Origin of the sequence: Phreatobacter sp. (assembly GCF_051860605.1) — a bacterium.
Lineage (GTDB): Bacteria > Pseudomonadota > Alphaproteobacteria > Rhizobiales > Phreatobacteraceae > Phreatobacter.
Genome location: NZ_JBHYDR010000006.1, coordinates 17210 through 38931, shown reverse-complemented (window position 1 = coordinate 38931; position 21722 = coordinate 17210). Strand labels below are relative to the sequence as shown.

Sequence of the window (21722 nt, the reverse complement as noted above, 5' to 3'; positions counted from 1 at the left end):
CGCGACGCCGAAGCCCCCCTCTCCGCGCAGCGGGGAGGGTGAGGGTGGGGCTTGCATCAAGGGCTTTGCGTCCTTCGAGGCTCGCGCTTCGCGCTCGCACCTCAGGATGAGGGGGGTGGTTGCTGGCAGAGGGGGTGGTTTCTGGCAGAGCAGGGTTGTTGCTGGCAAAGGAGGGTTCTTGCTGGCATCAGCGTCGGATGAGGCCCGACCCGCCGCGTTCCAACCTGCGGGTCGTGCAACCCACACCCCTCCTCATCCTGAGGTGCGAGCGCGAAGCGCGAGCCTCGAAGGACGCATGGCCCCCGATGCGGGACGCCTCGCGCCGCGCACCATCCGCCCCCCGCCGCACGCCTAGCCGGCCACCGCCCGCCGCTCCACCGCAATGCGCCAGTCGCCCGGCCCGCCGTCGACGGTGACGAGGTTCCAGGCGGCCGCCTCCTCGTGGCCGCCGGAGGCCGCCGAGGCCGAGGCAACGCCGACCACCGGGATCGGCCCGGCCGGGCCGGCAAGATCCACCCGGCTGCCCTTGTGGGTATGGCCATGCAACACCAGTTCACAGCCCGAGCGGGCGAGCGCCCGCGCCAGGTCGGCATGGTCGACGAGGTGCTTCTGCCAGCCGATCTCGAAGGGGGGGTGATGGATCAGGACCACGCGGGCAAGGCCTTCCATACGAAGGTCCTCCAGATGGTCCTGCAGGGCGGCGATCTGGCGGGCGCCGACTGCTCCGGTGGCGAGGAAGGGCGGCGTCGGCACGCCGCTGCACAGGCCGACCAGCGCCACCGGGCCGCGCCGCCGCACATAGGGAAAGGCATAGCCGCCGGCGGTCTCGTCGGCACCATCCTCCAGGAACCAGGGGCGCCAGTGATGCACCATGCCGGCGACCGTCGCGCGCATGTAGGTGTCGTGGTTGCCGGGCACGAAGCTGACCCGGTCGGGGGGGCCAAGGCGCCCGAGGAAGGCGCGTGCCTGCGGATACTCGGCCTCCAGCCCGAGATTGATCAGATCTCCGGTGACGGCGATATGGTCGGGAGCCTCGGCGGCGATATCGGCCATCAGCCGGTCCAGCACGTCCATCCGGTGATGGGCGGCGCGGCTGCGGGTCCAGTTGAGATAGCCGGTCAGGCGCTTGCCCATCAGTTCGCGCCAGCCGGGCACCGGCAGGGGGCCGAGATGGGGATCGGACAGGTGGGCAAGGCGGAACATGGCCTGCCTATGCGGGATCGTCCCGGCCCTGTCCAGCCAGGGCCGGCGCCGTGGCCTGTTGCGCCGTCGGTCCGCCGGGCCGGAAGGCCAGCGGACGCCAACGGCCGTTCAGCCGCGGCGTCCGTCGGATCGCACCCGGGCCCGAGGGGAGGTCGGCCCGGACGCGGTCAAGGCGTCAGGTGCGGGTGTAGTACTCGAGCGTCGCCGCGGAGGCGCCATCACGGATGTCGATGGCCGGCTTCCAGACATAGGCCGGGCGGCGGGTGAAGAGCGAGGACACGAAGGCGATGAGCATGACATGCTCCCTTGATCGGCACGCTGCTCGATATCGCAGCGCAACATGGCGATCATTTAGGCGTTTGCATTGCGGCGCACCACTCCCGCGCCGGCCTGCCAGCCATGCATTTCTAATCGGTCTTCTTCATGAGTTGGCAATGACTCATTCGCCCTGCTGATGAAAGGTTTCGCCATGATCCTCCTCTCGCCGGAGCGCCGCGCCTGGCTCTCGCCGATCCTGCATCGCTACTGGCGCTTCTCGCGCGGCATGACGCTGGGGGTGCGCGCCTGTGTCTTCGATGACGCGGGCAGGGTGCTGCTGATCCGGCACAGCTACACGCCCGGCTGGCATTTTCCCGGCGGCGGGGTGGAGGTCGGCCAGACCCTCGCCGATGCGCTTGCCACCGAACTGAAGGAGGAGGCCAATGTCGAGATCACCGGCGAGGCGCGGCTCGTCGGCATGTTCCTGAACGCCCGGACGTCGAAGCGCGACCATGTGGCGCTCTACCGCCTCGATCCGTCCTGCTGGCGCCAGCCCGCGCCGCCCGTGCCGAACCGGGAGATCGTCGCGCATGGGTTCTTTAGCCCCGACGCCCTGCCGGCGGACATATCCCGCGGCACGCGCGAGCGGGTTGTGGAACTGGTCTCCGGCGCGCCGCCGGCCGCGATCTGGTGAGGCTCAGCGGCGCCGGCCGGCAAGGAACAGCACGATCGCGAGGGCGAAGAGCAGCGCCGCCAGCGCATAGAATTGCGGGGCCGCGCCGGGCACGGCCTGCGGGAAGGTTTCGCGGACGAGGCCGAACAGGGCCGGGGCGAAGGCATAGAAGGCCTGGCCGCCCGCAACGATCAGCGCGACCGTACGCGGCACGTCGGCGCGGACGAACTCGACCTGCGCGATCAGCGGCGGCAGCGAGACGAGATTGCCGATGCCGAGCCCGACCAGCACGACCCCGATCCAGAGCAGCGGCTGGTTCGATCCGCCGGCGAGCAGGAAGGCGAGGGTGCCGGCGATCTGCACGCCATAGCTCACCGAGGCGACCACGCGGCGGTCGACGCCGTCCGGCATCAGCCAGCCGACAAGGGTGCGGCCGGCGATCGCCGCAAGGGTTGCAACCGACATGGCAAGGCCGGCTCCCCATGTACCAAGGGCCGGCACCAGCAGCGAGAACAGGTGGGCGATCAGGCCGACCTGGGCGACCAGCGCCAGCGCGCTGCCGATGGTCAGCGTCAGGAAGGCGCGGTCGCGCCACAGGGCGGCGCCCGGCAGCGGATAGGCCGCCGGATGGGTGAGGCTGGCCTCCGGCTCGCCGGGAAGGCCGCCATCGGCCGCCTGGCCGAGGCTCTCCGGCGAATGGGCGAAGACCCGGTCGCACAGCAGCCAGACGACGAGCGTGACCGCCAGCCCGATCAGCAGCGCTCCCAGCGGGAAGCCGAGCCAGCCGATGGCGAAGACCCAGAGTGGCGAGAACAGGATGCCGCCGAAGCTGGCGCCGTTATAGGCCATGGCGAGAGCAGCGGGCCGCCGGGCGGCGAACCAGGGCGCGACGATGGCATTGACCGCGGCGGCGCCGAGCACGACCCATCCGAGGCCGCTGAATGCCGCAGCGACGAACAGTTGCCACGGCGCCTGGGCCAGGGCCCATCCGACGACGCCGAGGCTGACGATCACGGTGCCGGCCTTGGTCACGCGCGGCAGGCCGAACCGGCCGTAGAGCCGCGGCAGGTTGGCGACCGTCACCGCGCCGACGAGGAAGTGGACGGAGACCGCCGCCGAGACCAGCGAAACCGGCCAGCCGCGCGCCTCGTGGATGGCGTGGAGGAAGACCGGCGGGCCGTAGAAGCCGAGCCCCCAGCCGCAGGTCGCCAGCACGAAGGCGCCGGCCACCACGCGCCAGCCGAAGAAAGGCGGCGGTGCGCCCCCCGTCGATCCGGCGCTGCGGATCGTGGCCCTGTCGCCGCCGGCCATGCTGCCCCTCCTGCAATCAGGGGCAGTCTAGCCAATCGCGATCCGTCCCGCTTCGGCCGCGGCCGAAGGGTGGGCATGCGCGGCGGGCGTGAACCGGCTCAGTTCAGGCGAAACTCCGAACCCACCGTGCGCATCTCGGTCGGGCCGATCAGGTCCTTGTGCGCCACGGTCACGCGGTAGAGCTTGCCCTCGAGCTTGGCCTGCCAGAAGGCGAGGAAGCGCTTGAGCTCGGGAAAGCGGGGGGCAAGGTCATAGGCCTGCCAGACATATTCCTGAAGGATCGCGGGGTGGTCGGGCAGGCGATAGAGGATGCCTGCCGTTGTCAGCCCGTAGCCCTCGATCTGGCGGGCGAAATCTGCCGATGCCATGCGTGAACCTCCTTTGCCGGATGACGACGCCATCGCAGCGCAACATCGTGCGCATGGCAAGCGGAAAGTTCGGTTTCCTGATTAAAATCAGCCTGTTAGCACTCGCCTGAAAAAAGTGCTGACAGGCTCTTGCGGGCCAAAAACGGGCTTCCTAACTCAACGCCCGGACGGGGTGCCGGAAGGGCCTGGCGATGCGCTCGCCGGTCCTTCGCGCCGGGTCCCGTCCACATCAATCGCGATGATCTGATCCGGAGGAACTCATGAAGTTTCGGCCATTGCATGACCGTGTCGTCGTCAGGCGCATTGACGCCGAGGAGAAGACCCGCGGGGGCATCATCATCCCCGACACCGCCAAGGAAAAGCCGCAGGAGGGCGAGGTGATCGCCGTCGGTCCGGGCGGCCGCAACGAGCGCGGCGAACTGGTGCCGCTCGACGTGAAGGCCGGCGATACCGTGCTCTTCGGCAAGTGGTCGGGCACCGAGGTGAAGATCGACGGCGTCGACTACCTGATCATGAAGGAGAGCGACATCATGGGCATCGTCGAGACCTCGGCGACCATGAAGAAGGCCGCCTGAGCGGGGCCTTTCCGACGTCCAATATCCCTCAACGTCTCAATCCAAGGAGTGAGGAACCATGGCTGCGAAAGACGTGAAGTTTTCGCAGGACGCGCGCGAGAAGATGATCCGCGGCGTCGACATCCTGGCCAATGCCGTGAAGGTCACCCTCGGCCCCAAGGGCCGCAACGTCGTCATCGAGAAGAGCTTCGGCGCCCCGCGCATCACCAAGGACGGCGTCACCGTCGCCAAGGAGATCGAGCTTTCCGACAAGTTCGAGAACATGGGTGCGCAGATGGTGCGCGAGGTGGCGTCCAAGCAGAACGACGCGGCCGGCGACGGCACCACCACGGCGACCGTGCTCGCCCAGGCCATCGTCCGCGAGGGCGCCAAGTCGGTTGCCGCCGGCATGAACCCGATGGACCTGAAGCGGGGCATCGATCTCGCCGTCGAGACCGTCACGAAGGAGCTGGAGACAAACTCCCGCAAGGTCACGAAGTCCGACGAGGTGGCCCAGGTCGGCACCATTTCCGCCAATGGCGATGCCTCGATCGGCCGGATGATCGCCGAGGCCATGCAGAAGGTCGGCAACGAGGGCGTGATCACGGTGGAGGAGGCCAAGAGCCTCGAGACCGAGCTCGACGTGGTCGAGGGCATGCAGTTCGACCGCGGCTATCTCTCGCCCTATTTCGTCACCAACGCCGACAAGATGGTGGCCGAGCTGGAGGACCCCTATGTCCTCATCCACGAGAAGAAGCTGACCGGCCTGCAGGCCATGCTGCCGGTGCTGGAAGCCGTGGTACAGACCGGCAAGCCGCTGCTGATCGTCGCCGAGGACGTGGAGGGCGAGGCCCTTGCCACGCTCGTCGTCAACAAGCTGCGCGGCGGGCTGAAGATCGCAGCGGTGAAGGCGCCGGGCTTCGGCGACCGCCGCAAGGCCATGCTCGAGGACATCGCCATCCTCACCGGTGGCACGGCGATCTCGGAAGACCTCGGCATCAAGCTGGAGAACGTCACGCTCAACATGCTGGGACGGGCGAAGAAGGTCCGCATCGAGAAGGAGGCCACGACCATCGTCGACGGCGCCGGCTCGAAGAAGGACATCGCGGCTCGTGTCACCCAGATCAAGGCGCAGATCGAGGAGACGACCTCCGACTACGACCGCGAGAAGCTGCAGGAGCGTCTGGCCAAGCTCGCCGGCGGCGTCGCGGTCATCCGTGTCGGCGGCGCGACCGAGGTCGAGGTGAAGGAGAAGAAGGACCGCGTCGACGATGCGCTCAACGCCACCCGCGCGGCGGTGCTGGAAGGCATCCTGCCCGGCGGCGGTGTCGCTCTCCTGCGGGCCGCCAGGGCGCTGGAGGGGCTCAAGGGCGCCAATGACGACCAGCGCACCGGCGTGGACATCGTCCGCAAGGCACTGGAGGCCCCGATCCGCCAGATCGCCGAGAATGCCGGCGTCGAGGGCTCGATCGTGGTCGGCAAGGTCACCGACAAGGCCGATTATGCCTTCGGGTACGACGCGCAGGGCGATGCCTATGGCGACATGTTCAAGCTCGGCATCATCGACCCGACCAAGGTCGTGCGCACGGCGATCCAGGACGCGGCCTCGGTTGCCGGCCTCCTGATCACCACCGAGGCCATGGTCGCCGAGAAGCCGAAGAAGGACGCGGCGGCACCGGCCATGCCGGGCGGCGGGATGGACTTCTGAGGAAGGCCATCGCGGGTGGACAAGGGGGCGTCGCGGGTGACCGCGGCGCCCCTGCCTGTTTCTGCACAACGGCTGTTTCCGCGCCGCATGATGACGGCCGGGTTTCGCCATGCTAAGGCGCCCGCCATGCTGCATGCGAGGCGCGATCTTCTGCTGCGACGACGACGGCCGGCGTGACCCCCACCCGGACCGCTCCCCCTTGATTCGCCGCGCTGGATCCCATGCCCGACCTGACGCTCGACCTCTATCCTGAAACCCCCTCCGACCATGCCGCCATCGAGCGCCTGCACGAGCGCGCCTTCGGTCCCGGCCGTTTCGCGCGCACCGCCTTCCGCCTGCGCGAGGGCGTGCCGCCCTATACGGAGCTTTGCTTCACGGCGCGGGTCGGCACGCTGCTGGTCGGCTCGATCCGGCTCTCGCCGGTGCTGATCGGCACGGTTCCGGCGGTGCTGCTCGGGCCGATTACCATCGACCCCGCCTTCCAGAACCGCGGCATCGGCGCGGCCATGATGACACGCTCCATGGACGAGGCCCGCGCGCGCGGCCACAGGCTGGTGATTCTCGTCGGCGATGCGCCCTATTACGAGCGGTTCGGCTATCGCGTCGTGCCGCCTGGCCGCCTCAGCCTGCCCGGGCCGGTCGATCCCGCCCGCCTGCTCTATGCCGAACTGGTGGACGGCGCGTTCGATGCCGTGGCCGGGCCGGTGCGCGGGTCACGGGCTGCCTGAAACGAAAGCGGCGCTGTGGCGACACGCGGCTGTTGCCGACCCGGCGGCAGACTGTCAGCATTCGCCGGAATGCCAGAGGGGCCCGTCATGATCGCACGCCGTTCCAGCCTCGCCATCGCCGCGGCCCTGGGCGCCGCACTCGTTGCTGCGTCGAGCGTTCCCGCGGCGGCCCAGTCGCCGCGCTGCCGGGTGATGGACCCGACCGGCACGCCGCTCAACGTGCGCGATTCGCCCAACGGTGCGATCATCGGCCGCTTGCGCAATGGCCTGCTGGTCACGCGCGTTCGCGACGGAGAGGACGAGCGCGGCCGGCCCTGGGCCTATGTGACCGACCGGTCCACGGGCGAGCCGCTGGGCTGGGTCTATCGCGAGTTCATCGCCTGTTTCTGACCGTCGCCGTCCATCACCGGGGGCTTGCTTTCCACCCGCGGGCAGCGAGACTGCCTTCCGGGCGGCAAGACGACGGAGACAGACCATGCAGCGGCGTGACTTCCTGAAGGCGCTGTTCGGAACGGCGGTGGCGGCGGTGGCCATGACGGTGGCGGCCCCGAAGGCCGAAGCGTCCTGGCTGACGGACGGCGCACGCGCTGTCGGCCGCGGAACGCGACGGGCGGGACGTGCGGTCGGGCGCGGGGCCCGGCGCGTCGGCCGGAGCGTCGACCGCGGGGCAAGGCGGGTGCGCCGGCAGGTCTTCGGCCGCCCGCGCCGGCGCCGCCGCAGCTGACGCGGTTCAGCTGACCAGCTGGCAGCCGGAGCGGACCAGCGTGAAGCTCCGGCGCGCCAGCTCGCGTCCCCCCGCCGACAGGACGAAGGTCCAGGTGCCGGGCACCAGTTCGTAGCGTTTATCGAAATGCCAGCCGGCATAGCGCGTTTGCGCAAAGGCCTGCGCGCGCCATCGGCTGAGGCTGCGCCGCCGGCCGTCGGGCGCGATCTGCTCGGGGTGGTGAACCGTCACGTCGATGGCCGTGCCGGCCGGTCCGGTCCGGCCGGTGGCGCGGAACAGGATGCCGAACCGCGTGCCGAGGCAGGCGGCGATGGTGGTCGTCCGCTCGGCGATGACGACCGTGGCGTCAGGGTCGATCAGGCGGTTGCGGCCGACCAGCGTGTCGGAGGGCGTGGTCCCGATCACCGGCGCGCGCTCGACGATGCCCCAGTCGACGATCTCGACGGCGGCTGCGGGAGCAGCTCCGGTCAGCGCGGCAAGGCAGGTTGCGAAGGCAAGAGCCCGAACAGTCATGGGCCGAGACTGCGGCCTGCATGTTTCCAGGCGATGGCTTGCAGCGACCGGCCGTTCCGCGCAACGGCGATCAGCGCCCCTCGCGCGCCCAGACTGCGGCCAGCCCGCCGAGCAGCAGGATCAGCCCCAGCACGCCGGCAAAGGCCGGCAGGATGCCGATGCCGCGCACCACCGAGGCGTCGCGCTGGCGGATGCCCATCCAGTCCTCGCCGCGCAGGACGGTGGCCGAGCGGGTCGGCACGAGGCGCGGCATGGCGAGTTCGCCGGTCTCGGAAATGCGCCAGATGCCTCCGCCGGTGGCCCTCACCAGCGGCTCGAGCACGCCGAGCGTCGAGGTCACGTCGGTGAATTCGCGCGGATTGGGCGGGCCGACATTGATGAGACGCGTCAGCTGGCCGGACTGGGCGCGCCACAGGCCGAGCTCGGTCACGTCCACCTGGCCGCGCCACAGGCCCGGTTCGGCCGCCTGCATGGTCACGGTCTCTGTGGCGCCCGAGGGCCGCGTGATGGTCACGGCCTCTGCCGTCTCAGCCATGGTCTGGAGTTCGACGGCGATCTGGCGGCCGCGCACGGCAAGCCTCAGGCTCTCCTCCTCCAGCTGCGGCTCCTTCATGAGCCAGTGGGAGAGCCGCCGCAGCAGTTCCAGATGCGGGCCGCCACCCTCGAAGCCGCGCGCCCAGAGCCAGATGTGGTCGGACAGGAGCAGCGCGACGCGTCCCTCGCCCTGGCGGCCGAGCAGCAGCAGCGGCCGGTTGTCCGGGCCCTCCATCACGCTTGCGGCGCCGGGATTGGGTGCGCGCGACTCGATGAGGCGGAACCAGCGGCTCCATTGCGGATTGCCCTCGGCGACCATGCCGGGCAGGGCGCGGGTCACCGGATGGCGCAGGCCATGGGCCGAGACGCGGGCGTGGAAGGGCTGTTCGAGCACGTCGCCGGTGGGGGCGGCGGGCAGGATCGATTCCAGCGGCGTGTCGTTGATGGAGGCCGACGAGGCATGTTCCGGGCCGGCGGCGATCAGGATCGCGCCGCCATTGCGCACATAGCGGGCGATGTTGTCGAAATAGATCAGCGGCAGCACGCCCTGCTGGGCGTAGCGGTCGAAGATGATCAGGTCGAACTCGCGGATCTTGACCTGGAACAGCTCGCGGGTCGGGAAGGCGATCAGCGACAGCTCGTTGATCGGCGTGCCGTCCTGCTTCTCCGGCGGGCGCAGGATGGTGAAGTGGACGAGATCGACGCCGGCATCCGATTTCAGGAGGTTGCGCCAGGTGCGCTCGCCGGCATGGGGCTCGCCCGAGACCAGCAGCACCCGCAGCTTCTCGCGAATGCCCTCGATGATGACCACGGCGCGGTTGTTGATGTCGGTGAGTTCGCCCTCCAGCGGGTCGACCTCGATCTCGACGATGTTCGCGCCGGCATGGGTGATCTGGACGGAGACGGTGGTCGTGGTGCCGGTCGTCACCGTGCGCCGCTCGATCGTCTCGCCGTCGCGGCGGATGACGACGGGCGTCTGCGCGATGCGCCCGCCGGTGCCGTCGTCCTCGATGCGGAAGCCAACGGTCTGGCTCTGGCCGACAATGCCGAAGCGGGGCGTCTGAGTCAGCACGACGCGCCGGTCGCGATCGGTCGACCGGCCGGTGACGAGGGCATGGACCGGCGCCTGGAAGCCGATGGCGGCGGCCTGGGCCGGCACGTCGTGGACCTGGCCGTCGGTGATCAGGATGGCGCCGCCGATCCGTTCGGCCGGAACGTCGGACAGGCCCGAGCGCAGCGCCTCGAACAGATGGGTGCCGTCGGTCTGGCCATCGGAGGCGCCGGCCTCGATCCAGCGCACCTCGAAACCGGGCGAGCGGGCGAAGCTGCGTTCGAGGGCGGCACGCGCCGCCTCGGTCACGCGGGCGCGGTCGGCCAGCGTCTGGCTCGCCGAGCGGTCCAGCACCACCGCCACCACCGAGCGGAGCGGATCGCGGTCCTCCTGCGTGAAGACCGGATTGGCGATGGCCAGAAGCGCCAGCGTCATGGCGCCGATGCGCCACCAGGCCCCGCGCGTGCGCGACACGATGAGCAGCGCCGCCAGTGCCAGCACGGCAAGCGCCGCGGCGACGAGCGCCCAGGTCGGCACGAGGGGGGACCAGACGAGACCGAAGGTCATGGCTCAGTTCCCCAGCCGCTCGAGCAGGGCCGGAACGTGGACCTGATCGGTCTTGTAGTTGCCGGTGAGCGCATACATCACGATGTTGACGCCGAAGCGGAACGCCAGTTCGCGCTGGCGGGCCGGTCCCTCGACCGGCAGCAGCGGGCCGCCCTGCGGGTCGATGGCCCAGGCCGAGGCCAGGTCGTTGGCCGAGATGATGATCGGCGAGACCGAGTCCGAAGCGCGCGCGGGGCGGGCCTCCTCGCCCTCGACGGCGGGTGGAATGGCCTCCACCCAGGTCACGCCCTCCGCGTAGCGGCCAGGATATTCGCGCAGGATGAAGAAGGCGCGGGCGAGCACATGGTCGCGCGGCACGGCTTCCAGTTCCGGAATGTCGAGCCCGGCAAGGATGCGCCGGAGCGTCGCCTGCGCCGGGCTCACCTGGCCGGGCCGGGCCGTGATGGCGTCGCGCGTGTCGAAGATCACCATGCCGCCCTGCTTCATGTAGGCGTCGAGCCTGAGCAGCGCGGCGGGCGTCGGTTCGGCCGCCCCGGGAACCACCGGCCAGTAGAGCAGGGGGAAGAAGGCGAGTTCGTCGCGGGCGATGTCGACGCCCTGCGGCTGGGCCGGCTCCAGCGCCGTGCGGGCCGACAGGAAACGGGTGAGGCCGAGCAGGCCGGCGCGGCTGATGTCGTCCACCTCGCGGGCGCCGGTGATGACATAAGCGAGCCGGGTCGACTGCGTGGCGCGGATCGCCGCGTCATCGGCCGGGTTGCCGGTGGAGATGACCGGCCGGTCCGGAGCGCGGCGCGTCTGGGCCTCGGCGGGGGCGGCGAAGGCCAGCGGTAGCACGGCGAGTGCCAGGATCGCGGCCGTCCGCGCGGTCCGTCCGCCGGTCAGCCGGGCGAGGCCGCCGGCGATCATGAAGACGGCGATGCCGTCGAGCAGCAGCAGGGCGAGGGCGGCGATCACGAGGGGGGATCTCAGATCAACGGGTTCGCCAACCCGGTAGCGTTCGATGGTGGCGCCGAGAGGGCCGAGCGGCAGCGGCCGGATGCGCTGGTCGGCGCCGAGCGTGTTGACGGCCACGGTGCCCTCCTGCGGTCCGTAGAAGCCGGGCGGATATTCGAAGGTCGCGGGGTCGCGCCAGTCGGCCGGAATGGGGCGGGCGGTGGCCGGCGGACGGGTGAAACCGCCATAGCCGTCGAGCACCCGCGTCGGCGCCACGCGCTCGCTCGCCCGTGGCTGGCCGGGTGCGGCAGCGAGGCCCTCGGCGGCCGGCCGGCCGGCGGCCGACAGCGCGGCGACGCGCTTGAGCATCTCGACGAAGGCGCCAGACAGCGGCAGGTCCGACCAGGCCGTGTCGGCTGTAATGTGGAACAGCACCAGAAGGCCGCGGCCGCGCTTCTCGGCGGTGACCAGCGGGGTGCCATCGGTGAGCTGGGCCCAGGTCTTGTCGGCCAGCAGGCCGTCCGGCTCGGCCAGAACCTGCCGGCGCACGCGCACGTCGGCCGGGACGGGAATGCCGTTGAACGGGCTTTCGCGCAGGAAGGGGGCGAGCGTCTGCGGCGTCTCCCAGGAGAGCGCGCCGCCGAGCTGGCGTCCGCCGCGGCGCAGGCGCACCGGCACGAGGTCGTCGGTCTGGGCGCCCGCAAGGCGCGTGCCGGCGAAGCGCAGCAGGATGCCGCCATTGTCGATGAAGCGGTTCAGCGCCTCGCGCGCCACCGGCGTGACGGTGCCGACATCGAGCAGCACGATCATCGGCACCCGGCTCTCGATGAAGCGCAGGATGGCCTCCGAGGGCGCGGCGCCCTCGACCGTGCGGATATCGGCGAAGGGATCGAGCGCGCGGGAGAGGTAATAGGTCGGCGAGAGCAGCGGCTGGGCGGTGTCGGCGGTGGCGCCCGAGATGACGCCGATCGTGCGCCGCGCCCAGCGCGCATCGACCAGCTGGACGGCGCCAGCCGAGCGCTCGGCGACGATGTCGAGGCGGACGATCTCGTTGCGGATCTCGACGGGCAGGTCGAAGCGCACCTGCGCCTCGCGTGCGCCGGTCTCGAAGGCGAAGGCGACCTCGCCGAGCGGCAGGCCGCGGACGTCGAGCGCGCGTACGCGGCCGGCCTGGGCGGGACCCTGGTCGGCGCGGATGACGACGGCATCGAACCCGCCGGAGGTGTTCACGGCGCCGGTCAGCGCCAGCACCGGCGGGGTGCCGCCGTCATAGACGATGACCGGCCGGCCGGCGGCCGCCTCGCGCAGGCGCTGCACGAAGGTCTCCGAACCGCCGGCATCGATGCCATCGGCCAGCCAGACGATCTCGGCCTCCGGTTGCGACTGGATGAAGCGGGTCAGGGGCCCGAGGACCGACGCCCTGTCGGGCGTGTGCGGTGAGGGCTCCAGCGAGCGCAGCCGTTCGCGGGCGCTGGCGGGCGTGTCGATGGCGATCTCGATCACCGGCTTGCCGGTGGTCACCAGCGCGACCGCGCGCCCGGCGCTTTCCGCCGAGCCGACGATCTGCTCGGCGACCCGCATCCGCTGGTCGAAGGTCGCCGCCGAGGGCCAGCCGTCATCGATCATCAACAGGACCGGCCCGCGGCTCGATCCGGTGGTGGCGGGCGGGTTCCAGAGCGGGCTGGCCATGGCCAGGATGATGAGGGCCGCCAGCAGCAGGCGGAGCACCGTCAGCCACCAGGGACTGTTGGCCGGTGTCTCCTCCTTCGGCGCGATGTCGATGAGAATGCGGGTCGGCGGGAACTGGACGCGGCGCGGGCGCGGCGGCACGAGCCGCAGCAGCCACCAGAGCGCCGGCAGGGCCGCAAGGGCAAACAGCACCAGCGGCGAGGCGAAGGCGAGCGGCAGTCCCAGCATCAGCCCCTCCCGACCCTCGTGCCGACCTCGCGCGAGCCCGGACCCATGCGCTGGTGCAGGGCCATGACCGCCTGCGAGGGCGGCTGGTCCGTGCGGTGGACGCCGAAGCTCCAGCCGCGGCTGTCGCATTCGGCCCGCAGCGCGGCGCGATGGGCGGCCAGGCGTGCCACGTAATCGTCTCGCCAGGTCTCGGCGCGGCCGGCGGTGATGGTGAGCCCGTCCTCCAGCTCCTCGAACTCGACACGACCCTTGTACGGGAAGGTCTCCTCGATCGGATCGTTGATCTGCAGGACATGGCCGTGGGAGCCGGTGGCGGCGAGGCTGGCAATCTCGTCGCGGAAGGCGTCGATGGAGACCAGGCAGTCCGACAGGATCAGAACCTCCGACAGGCGCGAGACCGGCGCCTTCGGCGGCAGGTCCGGCTGGCGGCCGGTCACTTCGGCAAGCAGGGATTCAGCCATGCGGTCGATGATCCGGCGGCTGGCGGTCGGACGCATCAGGCCGGGAATGCCGACCCGTTCGCCGCCCTTGACCAGGATCTCTGCCAGCGCGAAGGCCAGCACGATGCAGCGGTCGCGCTTGGTCTCCCAGGCGAGCGGCGACACGAACTGCATGGAGGGCGAGCGGTCCGGCCAGATCCACACCGTGTGGGCGGCCTCCCATTCCTGCTCGCGGACATAGAGGTTCTGGTCGCGTGCCGAGCGGCGCCAGTCGATCCGGCTGGCCGCCTCGCCATCGCCATAGCGGCGGAACTGCCAGAAGCTCTCGCCCGAGCCGGCACGCCGGCGGCCGTGCAGGCCATGCACCACGGTCGAGGCCACGCGCCGCGCCTCGAGCACAAGGCGGGGCAGGGCCGCGGCCAGCATCTCGGCATCACGGGTGAGCCGCCGGTTGTGGTCCTCGCGACCCGTGGCTTCAGCGAGGCCGAACATGGCTGTCACCGGATGGCGCGCACAAGGGTTGATACCGCCGTTTCCACGGTCATGCCATCGGCGCGGGCCGCAAAGGACAGCGCCATGCGGTGCTTGAGCACGGGCTCTGCCAGCGCCACCACGTCCTCCACCGACGGCGCCAGGCGCCCGTCGATCAGCGCGCGGGCGCGCACGGCCAGCATCAGCGCCTGCGAGGCGCGCGGGCCGGGACCCCAGGCAATCGCCTGGGCGAGCTCGCCCTTGGCGGCGCCGGGACGGGCGGAGCGGACGAGGGTCAGGATGGCCTCGACCACCGAATCGCCCACGGGCAGGCGGCGCACCAGGCGCTGGGCGGCGGCCAGATCCTCGACCGACAGCGCCTGCTGGGGCCGGCTCTCCTCCGCGCCCGTCGTGTCGAACAGGATGCGCCGCTCGGCCTCAAGGTCCGGATAGCCGACATCGACCTGCATCAGGAAGCGGTCGAGCTGGGCCTCGGGGAGCGGATAGGTGCCCTCCTGCTCGAGCGGGTTCTGGGTTGCGAGCACATGGAAGGGGCGGGGCAGGTCGTGCCGCTCGCCGGCGACCGTCACATGGTACTCCTGCATGGACTGCAGCAGCGCCGACTGGGTGCGCGGTGAGGCGCGGTTGATCTCGTCGGCCATCAGGAGCTGGGTGAAGACCGGCCCCTTGATGAAGCGGAAGGCCCGCTTGCCGGTGGCCGATTCCTCGAGCACTTCCGAACCGAGAATGTCGGAGGGCATCAGGTCGGGCGTGAACTGGATGCGCCGGGCATCGAGCCCGAGCACCGTTCCCATGGTCTCCACCAGCTTGGTCTTGGCAAGGCCCGGCAGACCGACCAGCAGGGCATGGCCGCCCGACAGGATGGTGATGAGGGCCTGATCGATGACCGTCTGCTGGCCGAAGATCACGGCGGAAATGTTGGCGCGTGCCGACCGCACCTGTGCGGCGGTGGTCTCGGCGGCACGGATGATGGCGTCTTCCATCCGTTCTGCGGGCTCGGCGGACATGGGGCCTCCCTTCGACTCGCAGGGGTATCGCAGTGCATCATGGCGGAAGCGTTGCGATGGCGATAGGCGAGTCTTACGTTCGTCACAGGCCGCGTCCACTGCATAGCGGTGGGTCTGGTCCTCGGTTCACCGAAACGTGAGGCTTGAACGAGCGTGTCCCGCCCCCCGTCTGCCCCCGCCGGGCTCGACGATCTTGCCGGCAGCGTGAAGCGGGTGAAGGGCCCCCCGCCCGTCCACCTGTGGAACCCGCCCTATTGCGGCGACCTCGACATCCGCATCGGCGCCGACGGCACCTGGTACTATCTGAAGACGCCGATCGGTCGTCTGCCGCTGGTGAAGCTGTTTTCCTCGGTTCTCAAGCGTGAGAACGGCCGATATTTCCTGGTCACGCCGGTCGAGAAGATCGGCATCACCGTGGACGACGCCCCGTTCGCGGCGGTGGAAATGCGGGTGGAGGGCGAGGGCCCGGCGCGCCGCATCGCGTTCCGCACGCAGGTGGAGGAGTGGGTCGATGTCGGCCCGGACCACCCGATGCGCTTCGAGACGGAAGCGGGAACCGACGGGCTGAAGCCCTATGTCCATGTCCGCCGCGACCTGTGGGCGAGGGTCTCGCGCACGCTCTTTCACGATCTCGCGAGCCTTGGGGATATCGTTGCTGTCGAGGGCGTCGACTGGTTCGGGGTCTATGCCGGCGGCACGTTCTGGCCCATGGTGCCGGCCGCCGAACTTGAGGGGCTGACGTGATTCCGCTGTCGATCGACGCGTTCACCCTCCGGGTGACCGAGAGACTGTCGCTCGACGTGCCGACCGAGCGGCAGGAGCTGTTCGGGGCCAGCATGCCCGCCATCATCGCCGCCGAGGACGGGCCGCCGCCGAAACCCGCCGCGGTGCTCGTGCCCATCGTCGCGCAGGGGGAGGGGACGATCCTGCTCACCCAGCGCTCGGGCGACCTGCCGGACCATTCCGGCCAGATCGCCTTTCCGGGCGGCAAGATCGATCCGGGCGATGCGAGCCCGCTCGATGCGGCGCTGCGCGAGGCGGAGGAGGAGATCGGCCTTGCGCGAGCGCATGTGCGGCCGCTCGGCTACATGCCGCCGTTCCTGTCGCGCACCGGTTACCTGATCACGCCGGTAGTCGGGCTGGTCACGCCGCCGTTCCGGCTCGTGCCGAACCCGCGCGAGGTCGCGGACGTGTTCGAGGTGCCGCTCGGCTTCCTGATGGACCCGCGCAACCACCAGATGCAGTCGCGCGTCTGGCAAGGCGCGAGGCGGCACTTCTACGCCATGCCCTATGGCGAGCGGTATATCTGGGGGATCACCGCCTCGATCCTGCGCAACCTGTGGGAGCGGCTCGCCGCCGAGGGCGCCGATCAGCCGCAGGGGTCGCGCCTGCCCCATGACGAACCCGTCCCGTAAGAGGGAAGGCCGGTCCGCCGGCAACCACAGGGGACGCCCGGCCCATGCGCATCGTCATCAACATCCTGCTCTTCCTGCTGCCCTTCGTGCTCTATGTCGGCTGGCTGCACCTGAAGGAGCGCAGTCCGTTCCTGAAGGAACACTGGGACCGCAAGCCGGTGGTCTGGCTGGGACTGTTCGGCCTGGCGCTGAGCGGCAGCTACTTCCTCTGGCATCTGTCGAAGCAGAGCAACGACCCGACCGCCATCTACGAGCCGGCCCGGCTGGAGAACGGCGTCTGGCATCCGGCGCGCCTGAGGCCGCGCACGCCAGACGACGACAGGCGCCCGGCGCCGGCCCCGGAACGGCCCGCTCCATGACGGGATCTGTCCCATGACCGGAACGGCCCAATGACCGGAACGGCCGCCCAGCCCCTGCCAGCCATGCCGTCCTGGCTGCGGGACGGGCCGGCCGCGCGCATCCTGTCGGTGCTGGACGGCGACGGCGAGACCGCACGCGCCATCGGCGGGGCGGTTCGCAACTGGCTCATCGGCCTCGAACCCGGAGACATCGACATCGCCACCACGGCTCCACCCGGCGAGGTGGTGCGCAGGGTCGTGGCGGGGGGGCTGAAGGCAGTGCCGACCGGCATCGAGCATGGCACGGTCACGGTGGTTGCCGAGGGCCGGGGCTTCGAGGTGACGACCCTGCGCGAGGATGTCGAGACCGATGGCCGGCGCGCCGTGGTGCGCTTCGGCCGCGACTGGCGGGCCGATGCCGCGCGGCGTGACTTCACGGTCAATGCCATGAGCCTGACCCGCGACGGCCGGCTGTCCGATCCGTTCGGCGGGCGCGAGGACCTTGCGCACCGCCGGATCCGGTTCATCGGCGATCCGCACCAGCGCATTCGCGAGGACTATCTGCGCATCCTGCGGTTCTTCCGGTTCCATGCCGCCTATGGCGCGGGAGAGCCGGATGCCGCGGCGCTGGCCGCCTGCATCGGCGAGCGGGCGGGACTTGCCGGCCTGTCGCGCGAACGAATCCGGGCTGAACTCGTCAAGCTGCTGGTGACGGCGGGCGCTGCTCCTACGCTCGCGCTTCTGGCCGAGACAGGGCTCGCCGGCCCGATCCTTGGGGGCATTGCCCTGCATGGCCATGTCGCCCGCCTCGCCGCCATCGAGAACGCCCTGTCGCTTGCGCCCGATCCGACCCTGAGGCTTGCCGCCCTCGGGGTGCTGGTGCGCGAGGATGCCGAACGGCTGAAGCGCCGGCTGACGCTGTCCAACGAGGAGTTCCGACGGCTCGACGGCGTCGGCCACGGCTGGCGCGAACCGGATCCGGCCGGCGGCGAGCCGGCGGCCCGGGCCATGCTGTTCGCCACCGGGCCGCGCGCCTATCGCGACCGGGCCCTCATCGCCTTCGCCCGGTCGGGCGCGCCCGTGGACGATGCCGGCTGGATGGACCTCGTTCGGCTGCCGGAGCGCTGGTCGGCCCCCTCGCTGCCGGTGGGCGGCGAGACCTTCATGCGCCGGGGCGTGTCCGAAGGACCGGCACTGGGTGCGGCCGTGGCCCGGTTTCGCAGGGCCTGGATCGCCGCAGGCTTTCCGCTCGACCGGCAATCGGTCGATCGGCTGGTGATTGAAGCGATGGGCGGCGATGATTAGACTTGTCCGGTATCCGGCAACCTCCCGACAACCGGAATTGCCCGACCATGCAACCGATTTTCCTCAATTAATTGATGTGCAAGGATTTTTTGGTGCAGTGCGCGTGCTTGCCGTTGACCTTTCGCAAGTGACCAAGGTCCAGCTGCACGGATGACGAGTAAACTGAGCGAGACGCGATACGGACAGAAGCGCGAATTGCCCGTCGAGATCTATGTCTCGATGGTCGATGCGCTCTATGCCGATCTGCGCTCGTTTCTGTTCGGGATCGCCGCAGCGCTTGCCGGGACGCTCTACACGGCGCACCTCACCGAAAGCCACGCCCTCAACATCTTTCCCGCCCTCATCGTGCTGGTCGGCGCGATCCGGACGCTGCGCATGGTGCAGTATCGCAAGCGCCGCCAGGAGGGCCTCAGCTATGCCGAGGCGCGCCGCTGGGAGCGGGAATATACCATTGGCGCCAATACCTTCGTCTTCTGCATCGGCCTGTGGTGCTTCGCCACGTTCAATCTCAGCGACAGCATGGCCGCGCACCTGTTCTGCGTGTCGGTGGCCCTGTCCTACACGGTCGGCGTGACGGGGCGGAACTTCGCCAACGGCCGGTTCGTCAACTACCAGATCCTGCTGCTGTGCGTGCCGCTCTGCGGCGGCATGTTCCTGACCGGCAATCCCGACTACATCGTGCTGGCCTTCTTCGCGCTGCCGTTCTTCGGCTCGGTGCGGTCGATCACGACACGTCTGCGCGACATTCTCCTGCATGCGCTGGTCGCCGAGCGCGACGTGTCCATGCTGGCCACCCGTTTCGATACCGCCCTCAACAACATGCCGCAGGGCCTTGCCATGCTGGATGCCGAGGGTCGGCTGCTGGTGGTCAACGAGCGCTGGGGCGAGATCCTGCCCTGCGACACCGGGGCGCTGGTCTCGGGCTCGCGCGCCGAGGCGCTGATCGCGACCTATGTCGAGGCGGGCATCGTGTCGGAGCGCGAGGCGGGCCGCGTCATCGAGGCAATCGCGCGGCGCGTTCCCGGACAGGCGCCCGAGCGGATGGAGGTCGAGGCCAATGACCGCAACCTCGACGTCACCTTCCAGCCGATGGATTCCGGCGGCCTCGTCATCGTCATCGAGGACGTCACCGAGAAGCGCCGGACCGAGGCGCGCCTCGCCCATGTCTCCCGCCACGACGCCCTGACCGGCCTGCCCAACCGGACGCTGTTCCAGGAGCGGCTCGACGCGGCGCTGGCCATGCGCGCGGAAGACGAGACGCTGGCCGTGCTGTTCGTCGATCTCGACAATTTCAAGCAGGTCAACGACACGCTGGGCCACACGATCGGCGACACGCTGCTGATCGAGGTGGCCGACCGCCTGCGCTTCGCGGTCGGCGAGAGCGACATGATCGCCCGCTTCGGCGCCGACGAGTTCGTGATCCTGCAGACCGGCGTGCGCAGCGACAACGAGATCACCGCGCTCGCCAGCCGGATCATCGAGACCGTGTCCGACATGGTCCAGGTCGGCGGCCTGCCGATCGCGGTCGGTGCGTCGGTCGGCATCGCGCTGGCTCCGCGCGACGGGCGCGACGCCGACCAGCTGCTGAAATGCGCCGACATGGCCCTGAACCGCGCAAAGGCCGGCGGCAAGGGCATGCTGCATTTCTACGAGGAGGAGATGGACCGCAAGGCGCAGGCGCGCCGGGCCATCGAGATCGACCTGCGCCGGGCGATCCAGAACGACGAGCTGGCGGTCTATTTCCAGCCGCTCCTGAACCTGAAGTCGCTGAGCATCTCGACCTGCGAGGCGCTGGTGCGCTGGCCGCATCCGGTGCGCGGCATGGTCTCGCCGGGCGAGTTCGTGCCGATTGCCGAGGAGACCGGCCTGGTGGTGGAGCTTGGCCGGCAGGTTCTGCGCAAGGCCTGCCGCGCCTGCGTGGACTGGCCGGACGACGTGCGGGTCTCGGTCAACCTGTCCTCGGTCCAGTTCGAGCGCGACGACATCGTCGCCACCGTCCGGGCGGTGCTGGCGGAAACCGGGCTGCCGGCCGACAGGCTGGAGCTGGAGATCACCGAGACGCTTCTGCTGAACGATGCCGTCGGGGCGGTCGCCATCATGGAGAAGCTGCGGGCCATGGGCGTGCGCCTGTCGCTGGACGATTTCGGCACGGGCTATTCGAGCCTGAGCTACCTGCACCGCTTCCCGCTCGAGAAGCTCAAGATCGACCGCTCCTTCGTGCGCAACATCGAGACCGACAAGCGCTCGCTCAAGCTGCTGCATGGCGTCACACGCCTCGGCGCCGAACTCGGCCTGCAGGTGGTCGTGGAGGGCGTGGAGACGCAGGGCCAGCTCAAGCTGATCGATGCCCCCGGCGTGGTCAGCGAGATCCAGGGCTTCATCCTGAGCCCTGCCGTGCCCGACCGCGAGCTCAGGTCCATGCTGGGCCGGTCGGTGAAAGACCTCCTCAGGAAGGCCGCCTGACGCCTGCCCGGCGCCGGGCAGCCCTGCGCCCGCGCGTCCCTCATGGAGGCTTGAGGCGTGAATGTGGCGGGAAAATGCGCCGCTGATCTGAAATCACAAGCCACAAGCGCATCCATCCGCAACGGAAGGCGACCATCCGCCGCACACTCGGGGCAAGGATCGACTGTCGCTGCTGCCTGATCGACTTGAGATGAAGCAGCGTCAATCGCTCCCGCGACCATCGCGATATTGTATCAGGCCCTGTTTTAAGCTGCTGATGTTGCTGCACTGCCGCGTAGTACATCAAGTAACATCGACGGAGGTATTATAAGAACGTCCATGTTTCTGACCCTGTTTCAGAAATCGTGTTAACGATGTTTTAACCACGCGCTTTCCAATCGTTAAATTTCGATTAACAATGTCCTCACTGTGCGCGGCGGATGCCTGCGTCGCATGTGAGGCCGGATGCATGAATACGGTTAACGTCCCGAGTGCGTTCGCAAACAATGTCACCGAGCTGCTCGGGCGGCTCGAATACCGCCTCGCGGTGACCAAGCAGGACAAGCAGGCGATCTATCGGCTCCGCTATGCGTGCTATCTGCGCGAGGGCGCGATCCGCCGCAACAAGTCGGAACTCTTCCACGACAGGTTCGACCGCGCGCCGAACGTCTGGATCTTCGGCGTCTATCTCGGCGACGTGCTGGCAAGCTCGATCCGGGTGCATGTGGCAACGCCCGACGTGCCGGTTTCGCCGGGGCTGTCGATCTTCGGCGACATTCTCAACTCGCGCATCGACCGGGGCGAGACGATCGTCGATCCGACCCGCTTCGTGGTCGATCCGGACCTGTCGCGACGCTATCCCGCGCTCGCCTATGCGACGGTGCGGCTCGGCATGCTGGCTTCCGAGTATTTCGACGCCGACTATGCGCTGGCCACGGTGCGCCGCGAGCACCGGGCCTTCTATCGCCGCCTTCTGTGCATGGAGCCTGTGGCCGAGCCGCGCCGCTATCCGAGCCTGAAGGAGCCGATCAACCTGATGGGCGTGTCCTTCCCGCTCATGCGCCAGCGGGTCTATGACCGCTATCCGTTCATGATCTCCAGCGGCGTGGAGCGGGACTTCCTGTTCGGCCGCACCCGCGAGGGCCGCGAGATGCGGGAGGCGATCGTCGCGCGCCGGAGCCTGATGGTGCCTGCCGCCGTTGCCGGGCAGGCAGCCGCCTGACAGGATGGGCCTGGAGGTT

The 21722-nt window shown here is 69.6% G+C and carries 20 protein-coding genes; 12 read left to right on the top strand and 8 right to left on the bottom strand.

What is annotated here, in order from left to right:
• Nucleotides 1-351: 351 nt before the first annotated feature.
• Entirely contained in the window at nt 352-1203 is an 852-nt protein-coding gene (locus ACTIFS_RS11850; RefSeq protein ID WP_439574310.1) for a metallophosphoesterase family protein, read from the bottom strand.
• A 469-nt stretch (nt 1204-1672) separates the two neighbouring features.
• Here ACTIFS_RS11850 and ACTIFS_RS11845 point away from each other — a divergent pair, with 469 nt between their 5' ends.
• Nucleotides 1673-2155 carry an NUDIX domain-containing protein gene (locus tag ACTIFS_RS11845; RefSeq protein WP_439574309.1) on the top strand — a complete coding sequence of 161 codons (483 nt, stop codon included), beginning with the start codon at nt 1673-1675 and terminating at the stop codon, nt 2153-2155.
• A 3-nt stretch (nt 2156-2158) separates the two neighbouring features.
• Here the strand turns inward: ACTIFS_RS11845 and ACTIFS_RS11840 are convergent, their stop codons facing one another.
• Nucleotides 2159-3445 carry an MFS transporter gene (locus tag ACTIFS_RS11840; RefSeq protein ID WP_439574308.1) on the bottom strand — a complete coding sequence of 429 codons (1287 nt, stop codon included), beginning with the start codon at nt 3443-3445 and terminating at the stop codon, nt 2159-2161.
• Between the two features lie 98 nt (nt 3446-3543).
• On the bottom strand, nt 3544-3813 hold the full coding sequence (locus ACTIFS_RS11835) for an usg protein (protein WP_439574307.1): 270 nt from the start codon (nt 3811-3813) through the stop codon (nt 3544-3546).
• A gap of 260 nt (nt 3814-4073) precedes the next feature.
• Here ACTIFS_RS11835 and groES point away from each other — a divergent pair, with 260 nt between their 5' ends.
• From groES to ACTIFS_RS11810, 5 genes are all read left to right on the top strand, one after another.
• Complete coding sequence (gene groES / locus ACTIFS_RS11830) at nt 4074-4388, top strand: co-chaperone GroES (RefSeq protein ID WP_439574306.1); 315 nt, start codon at nt 4074-4076, stop codon at nt 4386-4388.
• Between the two features lie 58 nt (nt 4389-4446).
• Entirely contained in the window at nt 4447-6075 is a 1629-nt protein-coding gene (groL, locus tag ACTIFS_RS11825) for a chaperonin GroEL (protein WP_439574305.1), read from the top strand.
• Between the two features lie 221 nt (nt 6076-6296).
• On the top strand, nt 6297-6803 hold the full coding sequence (locus tag ACTIFS_RS11820) for a GNAT family N-acetyltransferase (protein ID WP_439574304.1): 507 nt from the start codon (nt 6297-6299) through the stop codon (nt 6801-6803).
• A gap of 87 nt (nt 6804-6890) precedes the next feature.
• Nucleotides 6891-7193, top strand: a complete 303-nt coding sequence (locus tag ACTIFS_RS11815; RefSeq protein ID WP_439574303.1) for a peptide-binding protein — start codon at nt 6891-6893, stop codon at nt 7191-7193.
• Between the two features lie 85 nt (nt 7194-7278).
• The gene (locus ACTIFS_RS11810; protein ID WP_439574302.1) at nt 7279-7527 is read left to right on the top strand and encodes a hypothetical protein; all 249 of its coding nucleotides are present in this window, start codon (nt 7279-7281) and stop codon (nt 7525-7527) included.
• 6 nt (nt 7528-7533) lie between these two features.
• Here the strand turns inward: ACTIFS_RS11810 and ACTIFS_RS11805 are convergent, their stop codons facing one another.
• The 5 genes from ACTIFS_RS11805 to ACTIFS_RS11785 all read right to left on the bottom strand — a co-directional run bounded on the left by ACTIFS_RS11805 (nt 7534) and on the right by ACTIFS_RS11785 (nt 14981).
• The gene (locus ACTIFS_RS11805; RefSeq protein WP_439574301.1) at nt 7534-8040 is read right to left on the bottom strand and encodes a DUF3859 domain-containing protein; all 507 of its coding nucleotides are present in this window, start codon (nt 8038-8040) and stop codon (nt 7534-7536) included.
• A 70-nt stretch (nt 8041-8110) separates the two neighbouring features.
• Nucleotides 8111-10192, bottom strand: a complete 2082-nt coding sequence (locus ACTIFS_RS11800) for a hypothetical protein (RefSeq protein WP_439574300.1) — start codon at nt 10190-10192, stop codon at nt 8111-8113.
• 3 nt (nt 10193-10195) lie between these two features.
• Nucleotides 10196-13042: a DUF4159 domain-containing protein gene (locus ACTIFS_RS11795; RefSeq protein WP_439574299.1), complete on the bottom strand. Its 2847-nt coding sequence runs from the start codon at nt 13040-13042 to the stop codon at nt 10196-10198.
• Nucleotides 13042-13974: a DUF58 domain-containing protein gene (locus ACTIFS_RS11790; RefSeq protein WP_439574298.1), complete on the bottom strand. Its 933-nt coding sequence runs from the start codon at nt 13972-13974 to the stop codon at nt 13042-13044. The genes ACTIFS_RS11795 and ACTIFS_RS11790 overlap by 1 nt, the downstream gene beginning before the upstream one ends.
• Before the next feature lie 5 nt (nt 13975-13979).
• Nucleotides 13980-14981 carry an AAA family ATPase gene (locus ACTIFS_RS11785; RefSeq protein ID WP_439574297.1) on the bottom strand — a complete coding sequence of 334 codons (1002 nt, stop codon included), beginning with the start codon at nt 14979-14981 and terminating at the stop codon, nt 13980-13982.
• A 153-nt stretch (nt 14982-15134) separates the two neighbouring features.
• Here ACTIFS_RS11785 and ACTIFS_RS11780 point away from each other — a divergent pair, with 153 nt between their 5' ends.
• The 6 genes from ACTIFS_RS11780 to ACTIFS_RS11755 all read left to right on the top strand — a co-directional run bounded on the left by ACTIFS_RS11780 (nt 15135) and on the right by ACTIFS_RS11755 (nt 21703).
• Entirely contained in the window at nt 15135-15725 is a 591-nt protein-coding gene (locus tag ACTIFS_RS11780; protein WP_439574296.1) for a DUF1285 domain-containing protein, read from the top strand.
• Nucleotides 15722-16396 carry a CoA pyrophosphatase gene (locus tag ACTIFS_RS11775; RefSeq protein ID WP_439574295.1) on the top strand — a complete coding sequence of 225 codons (675 nt, stop codon included), beginning with the start codon at nt 15722-15724 and terminating at the stop codon, nt 16394-16396. The genes ACTIFS_RS11780 and ACTIFS_RS11775 overlap by 4 nt, the downstream gene beginning before the upstream one ends.
• Nucleotides 16397-16440: 44 nt before the next feature.
• Nucleotides 16441-16755, top strand: coding sequence for a DUF6111 family protein (locus tag ACTIFS_RS11770; RefSeq protein WP_439574294.1), 315 nt, complete (start codon nt 16441-16443; stop codon nt 16753-16755).
• A 30-nt stretch (nt 16756-16785) separates the two neighbouring features.
• Entirely contained in the window at nt 16786-18039 is a 1254-nt protein-coding gene (locus tag ACTIFS_RS11765; protein ID WP_439574293.1) for a CCA tRNA nucleotidyltransferase, read from the top strand.
• A gap of 150 nt (nt 18040-18189) precedes the next feature.
• Nucleotides 18190-20502 (top strand): putative bifunctional diguanylate cyclase/phosphodiesterase, encoded by a 2313-nt coding sequence (locus tag ACTIFS_RS11760; RefSeq protein ID WP_439574292.1) that lies wholly within the window; start codon nt 18190-18192, stop codon nt 20500-20502.
• A gap of 448 nt (nt 20503-20950) precedes the next feature.
• Nucleotides 20951-21703, top strand: coding sequence for an N-acyl amino acid synthase FeeM domain-containing protein (locus ACTIFS_RS11755; protein ID WP_439574291.1), 753 nt, complete (start codon nt 20951-20953; stop codon nt 21701-21703).
• The last annotated feature ends 19 nt before the right edge of the window (nt 21704-21722 follow it).

Coding starts and splice junctions, on each gene's coding strand:
- ACTIFS_RS11850 (WP_439574310.1), bottom strand. CDS start 1,203: ATGTTCCGCCTTGCCCACCTGTCCGATCCCCATCTCGGCCCCCTGCCG.
- ACTIFS_RS11845 (WP_439574309.1), top strand. CDS start 1,673: ATGATCCTCCTCTCGCCGGAGCGCCGCGCCTGGCTCTCGCCGATCCTG.
- ACTIFS_RS11840 (WP_439574308.1), bottom strand. CDS start 3,445: ATGGCCGGCGGCGACAGGGCCACGATCCGCAGCGCCGGATCGACGGGG.
- ACTIFS_RS11835 (WP_439574307.1), bottom strand. CDS start 3,813: ATGGCATCGGCAGATTTCGCCCGCCAGATCGAGGGCTACGGGCTGACA.
- groES (WP_439574306.1), top strand. CDS start 4,074: ATGAAGTTTCGGCCATTGCATGACCGTGTCGTCGTCAGGCGCATTGAC.
- groL (WP_439574305.1), top strand. CDS start 4,447: ATGGCTGCGAAAGACGTGAAGTTTTCGCAGGACGCGCGCGAGAAGATG.
- ACTIFS_RS11820 (WP_439574304.1), top strand. CDS start 6,297: ATGCCCGACCTGACGCTCGACCTCTATCCTGAAACCCCCTCCGACCAT.
- ACTIFS_RS11815 (WP_439574303.1), top strand. CDS start 6,891: ATGATCGCACGCCGTTCCAGCCTCGCCATCGCCGCGGCCCTGGGCGCC.
- ACTIFS_RS11810 (WP_439574302.1), top strand. CDS start 7,279: ATGCAGCGGCGTGACTTCCTGAAGGCGCTGTTCGGAACGGCGGTGGCG.
- ACTIFS_RS11805 (WP_439574301.1), bottom strand. CDS start 8,040: ATGACTGTTCGGGCTCTTGCCTTCGCAACCTGCCTTGCCGCGCTGACC.
- ACTIFS_RS11800 (WP_439574300.1), bottom strand. CDS start 10,192: ATGACCTTCGGTCTCGTCTGGTCCCCCCTCGTGCCGACCTGGGCGCTC.
- ACTIFS_RS11795 (WP_439574299.1), bottom strand. CDS start 13,042: ATGCTGGGACTGCCGCTCGCCTTCGCCTCGCCGCTGGTGCTGTTTGCC.
- ACTIFS_RS11790 (WP_439574298.1), bottom strand. CDS start 13,974: ATGTTCGGCCTCGCTGAAGCCACGGGTCGCGAGGACCACAACCGGCGG.
- ACTIFS_RS11785 (WP_439574297.1), bottom strand. CDS start 14,981: ATGTCCGCCGAGCCCGCAGAACGGATGGAAGACGCCATCATCCGTGCC.
- ACTIFS_RS11770 (WP_439574294.1), top strand. CDS start 16,441: ATGCGCATCGTCATCAACATCCTGCTCTTCCTGCTGCCCTTCGTGCTC.
- ACTIFS_RS11765 (WP_439574293.1), top strand. CDS start 16,786: ATGACCGGAACGGCCGCCCAGCCCCTGCCAGCCATGCCGTCCTGGCTG.
- ACTIFS_RS11760 (WP_439574292.1), top strand. CDS start 18,190: ATGACGAGTAAACTGAGCGAGACGCGATACGGACAGAAGCGCGAATTG.
- ACTIFS_RS11755 (WP_439574291.1), top strand. CDS start 20,951: ATGAATACGGTTAACGTCCCGAGTGCGTTCGCAAACAATGTCACCGAG.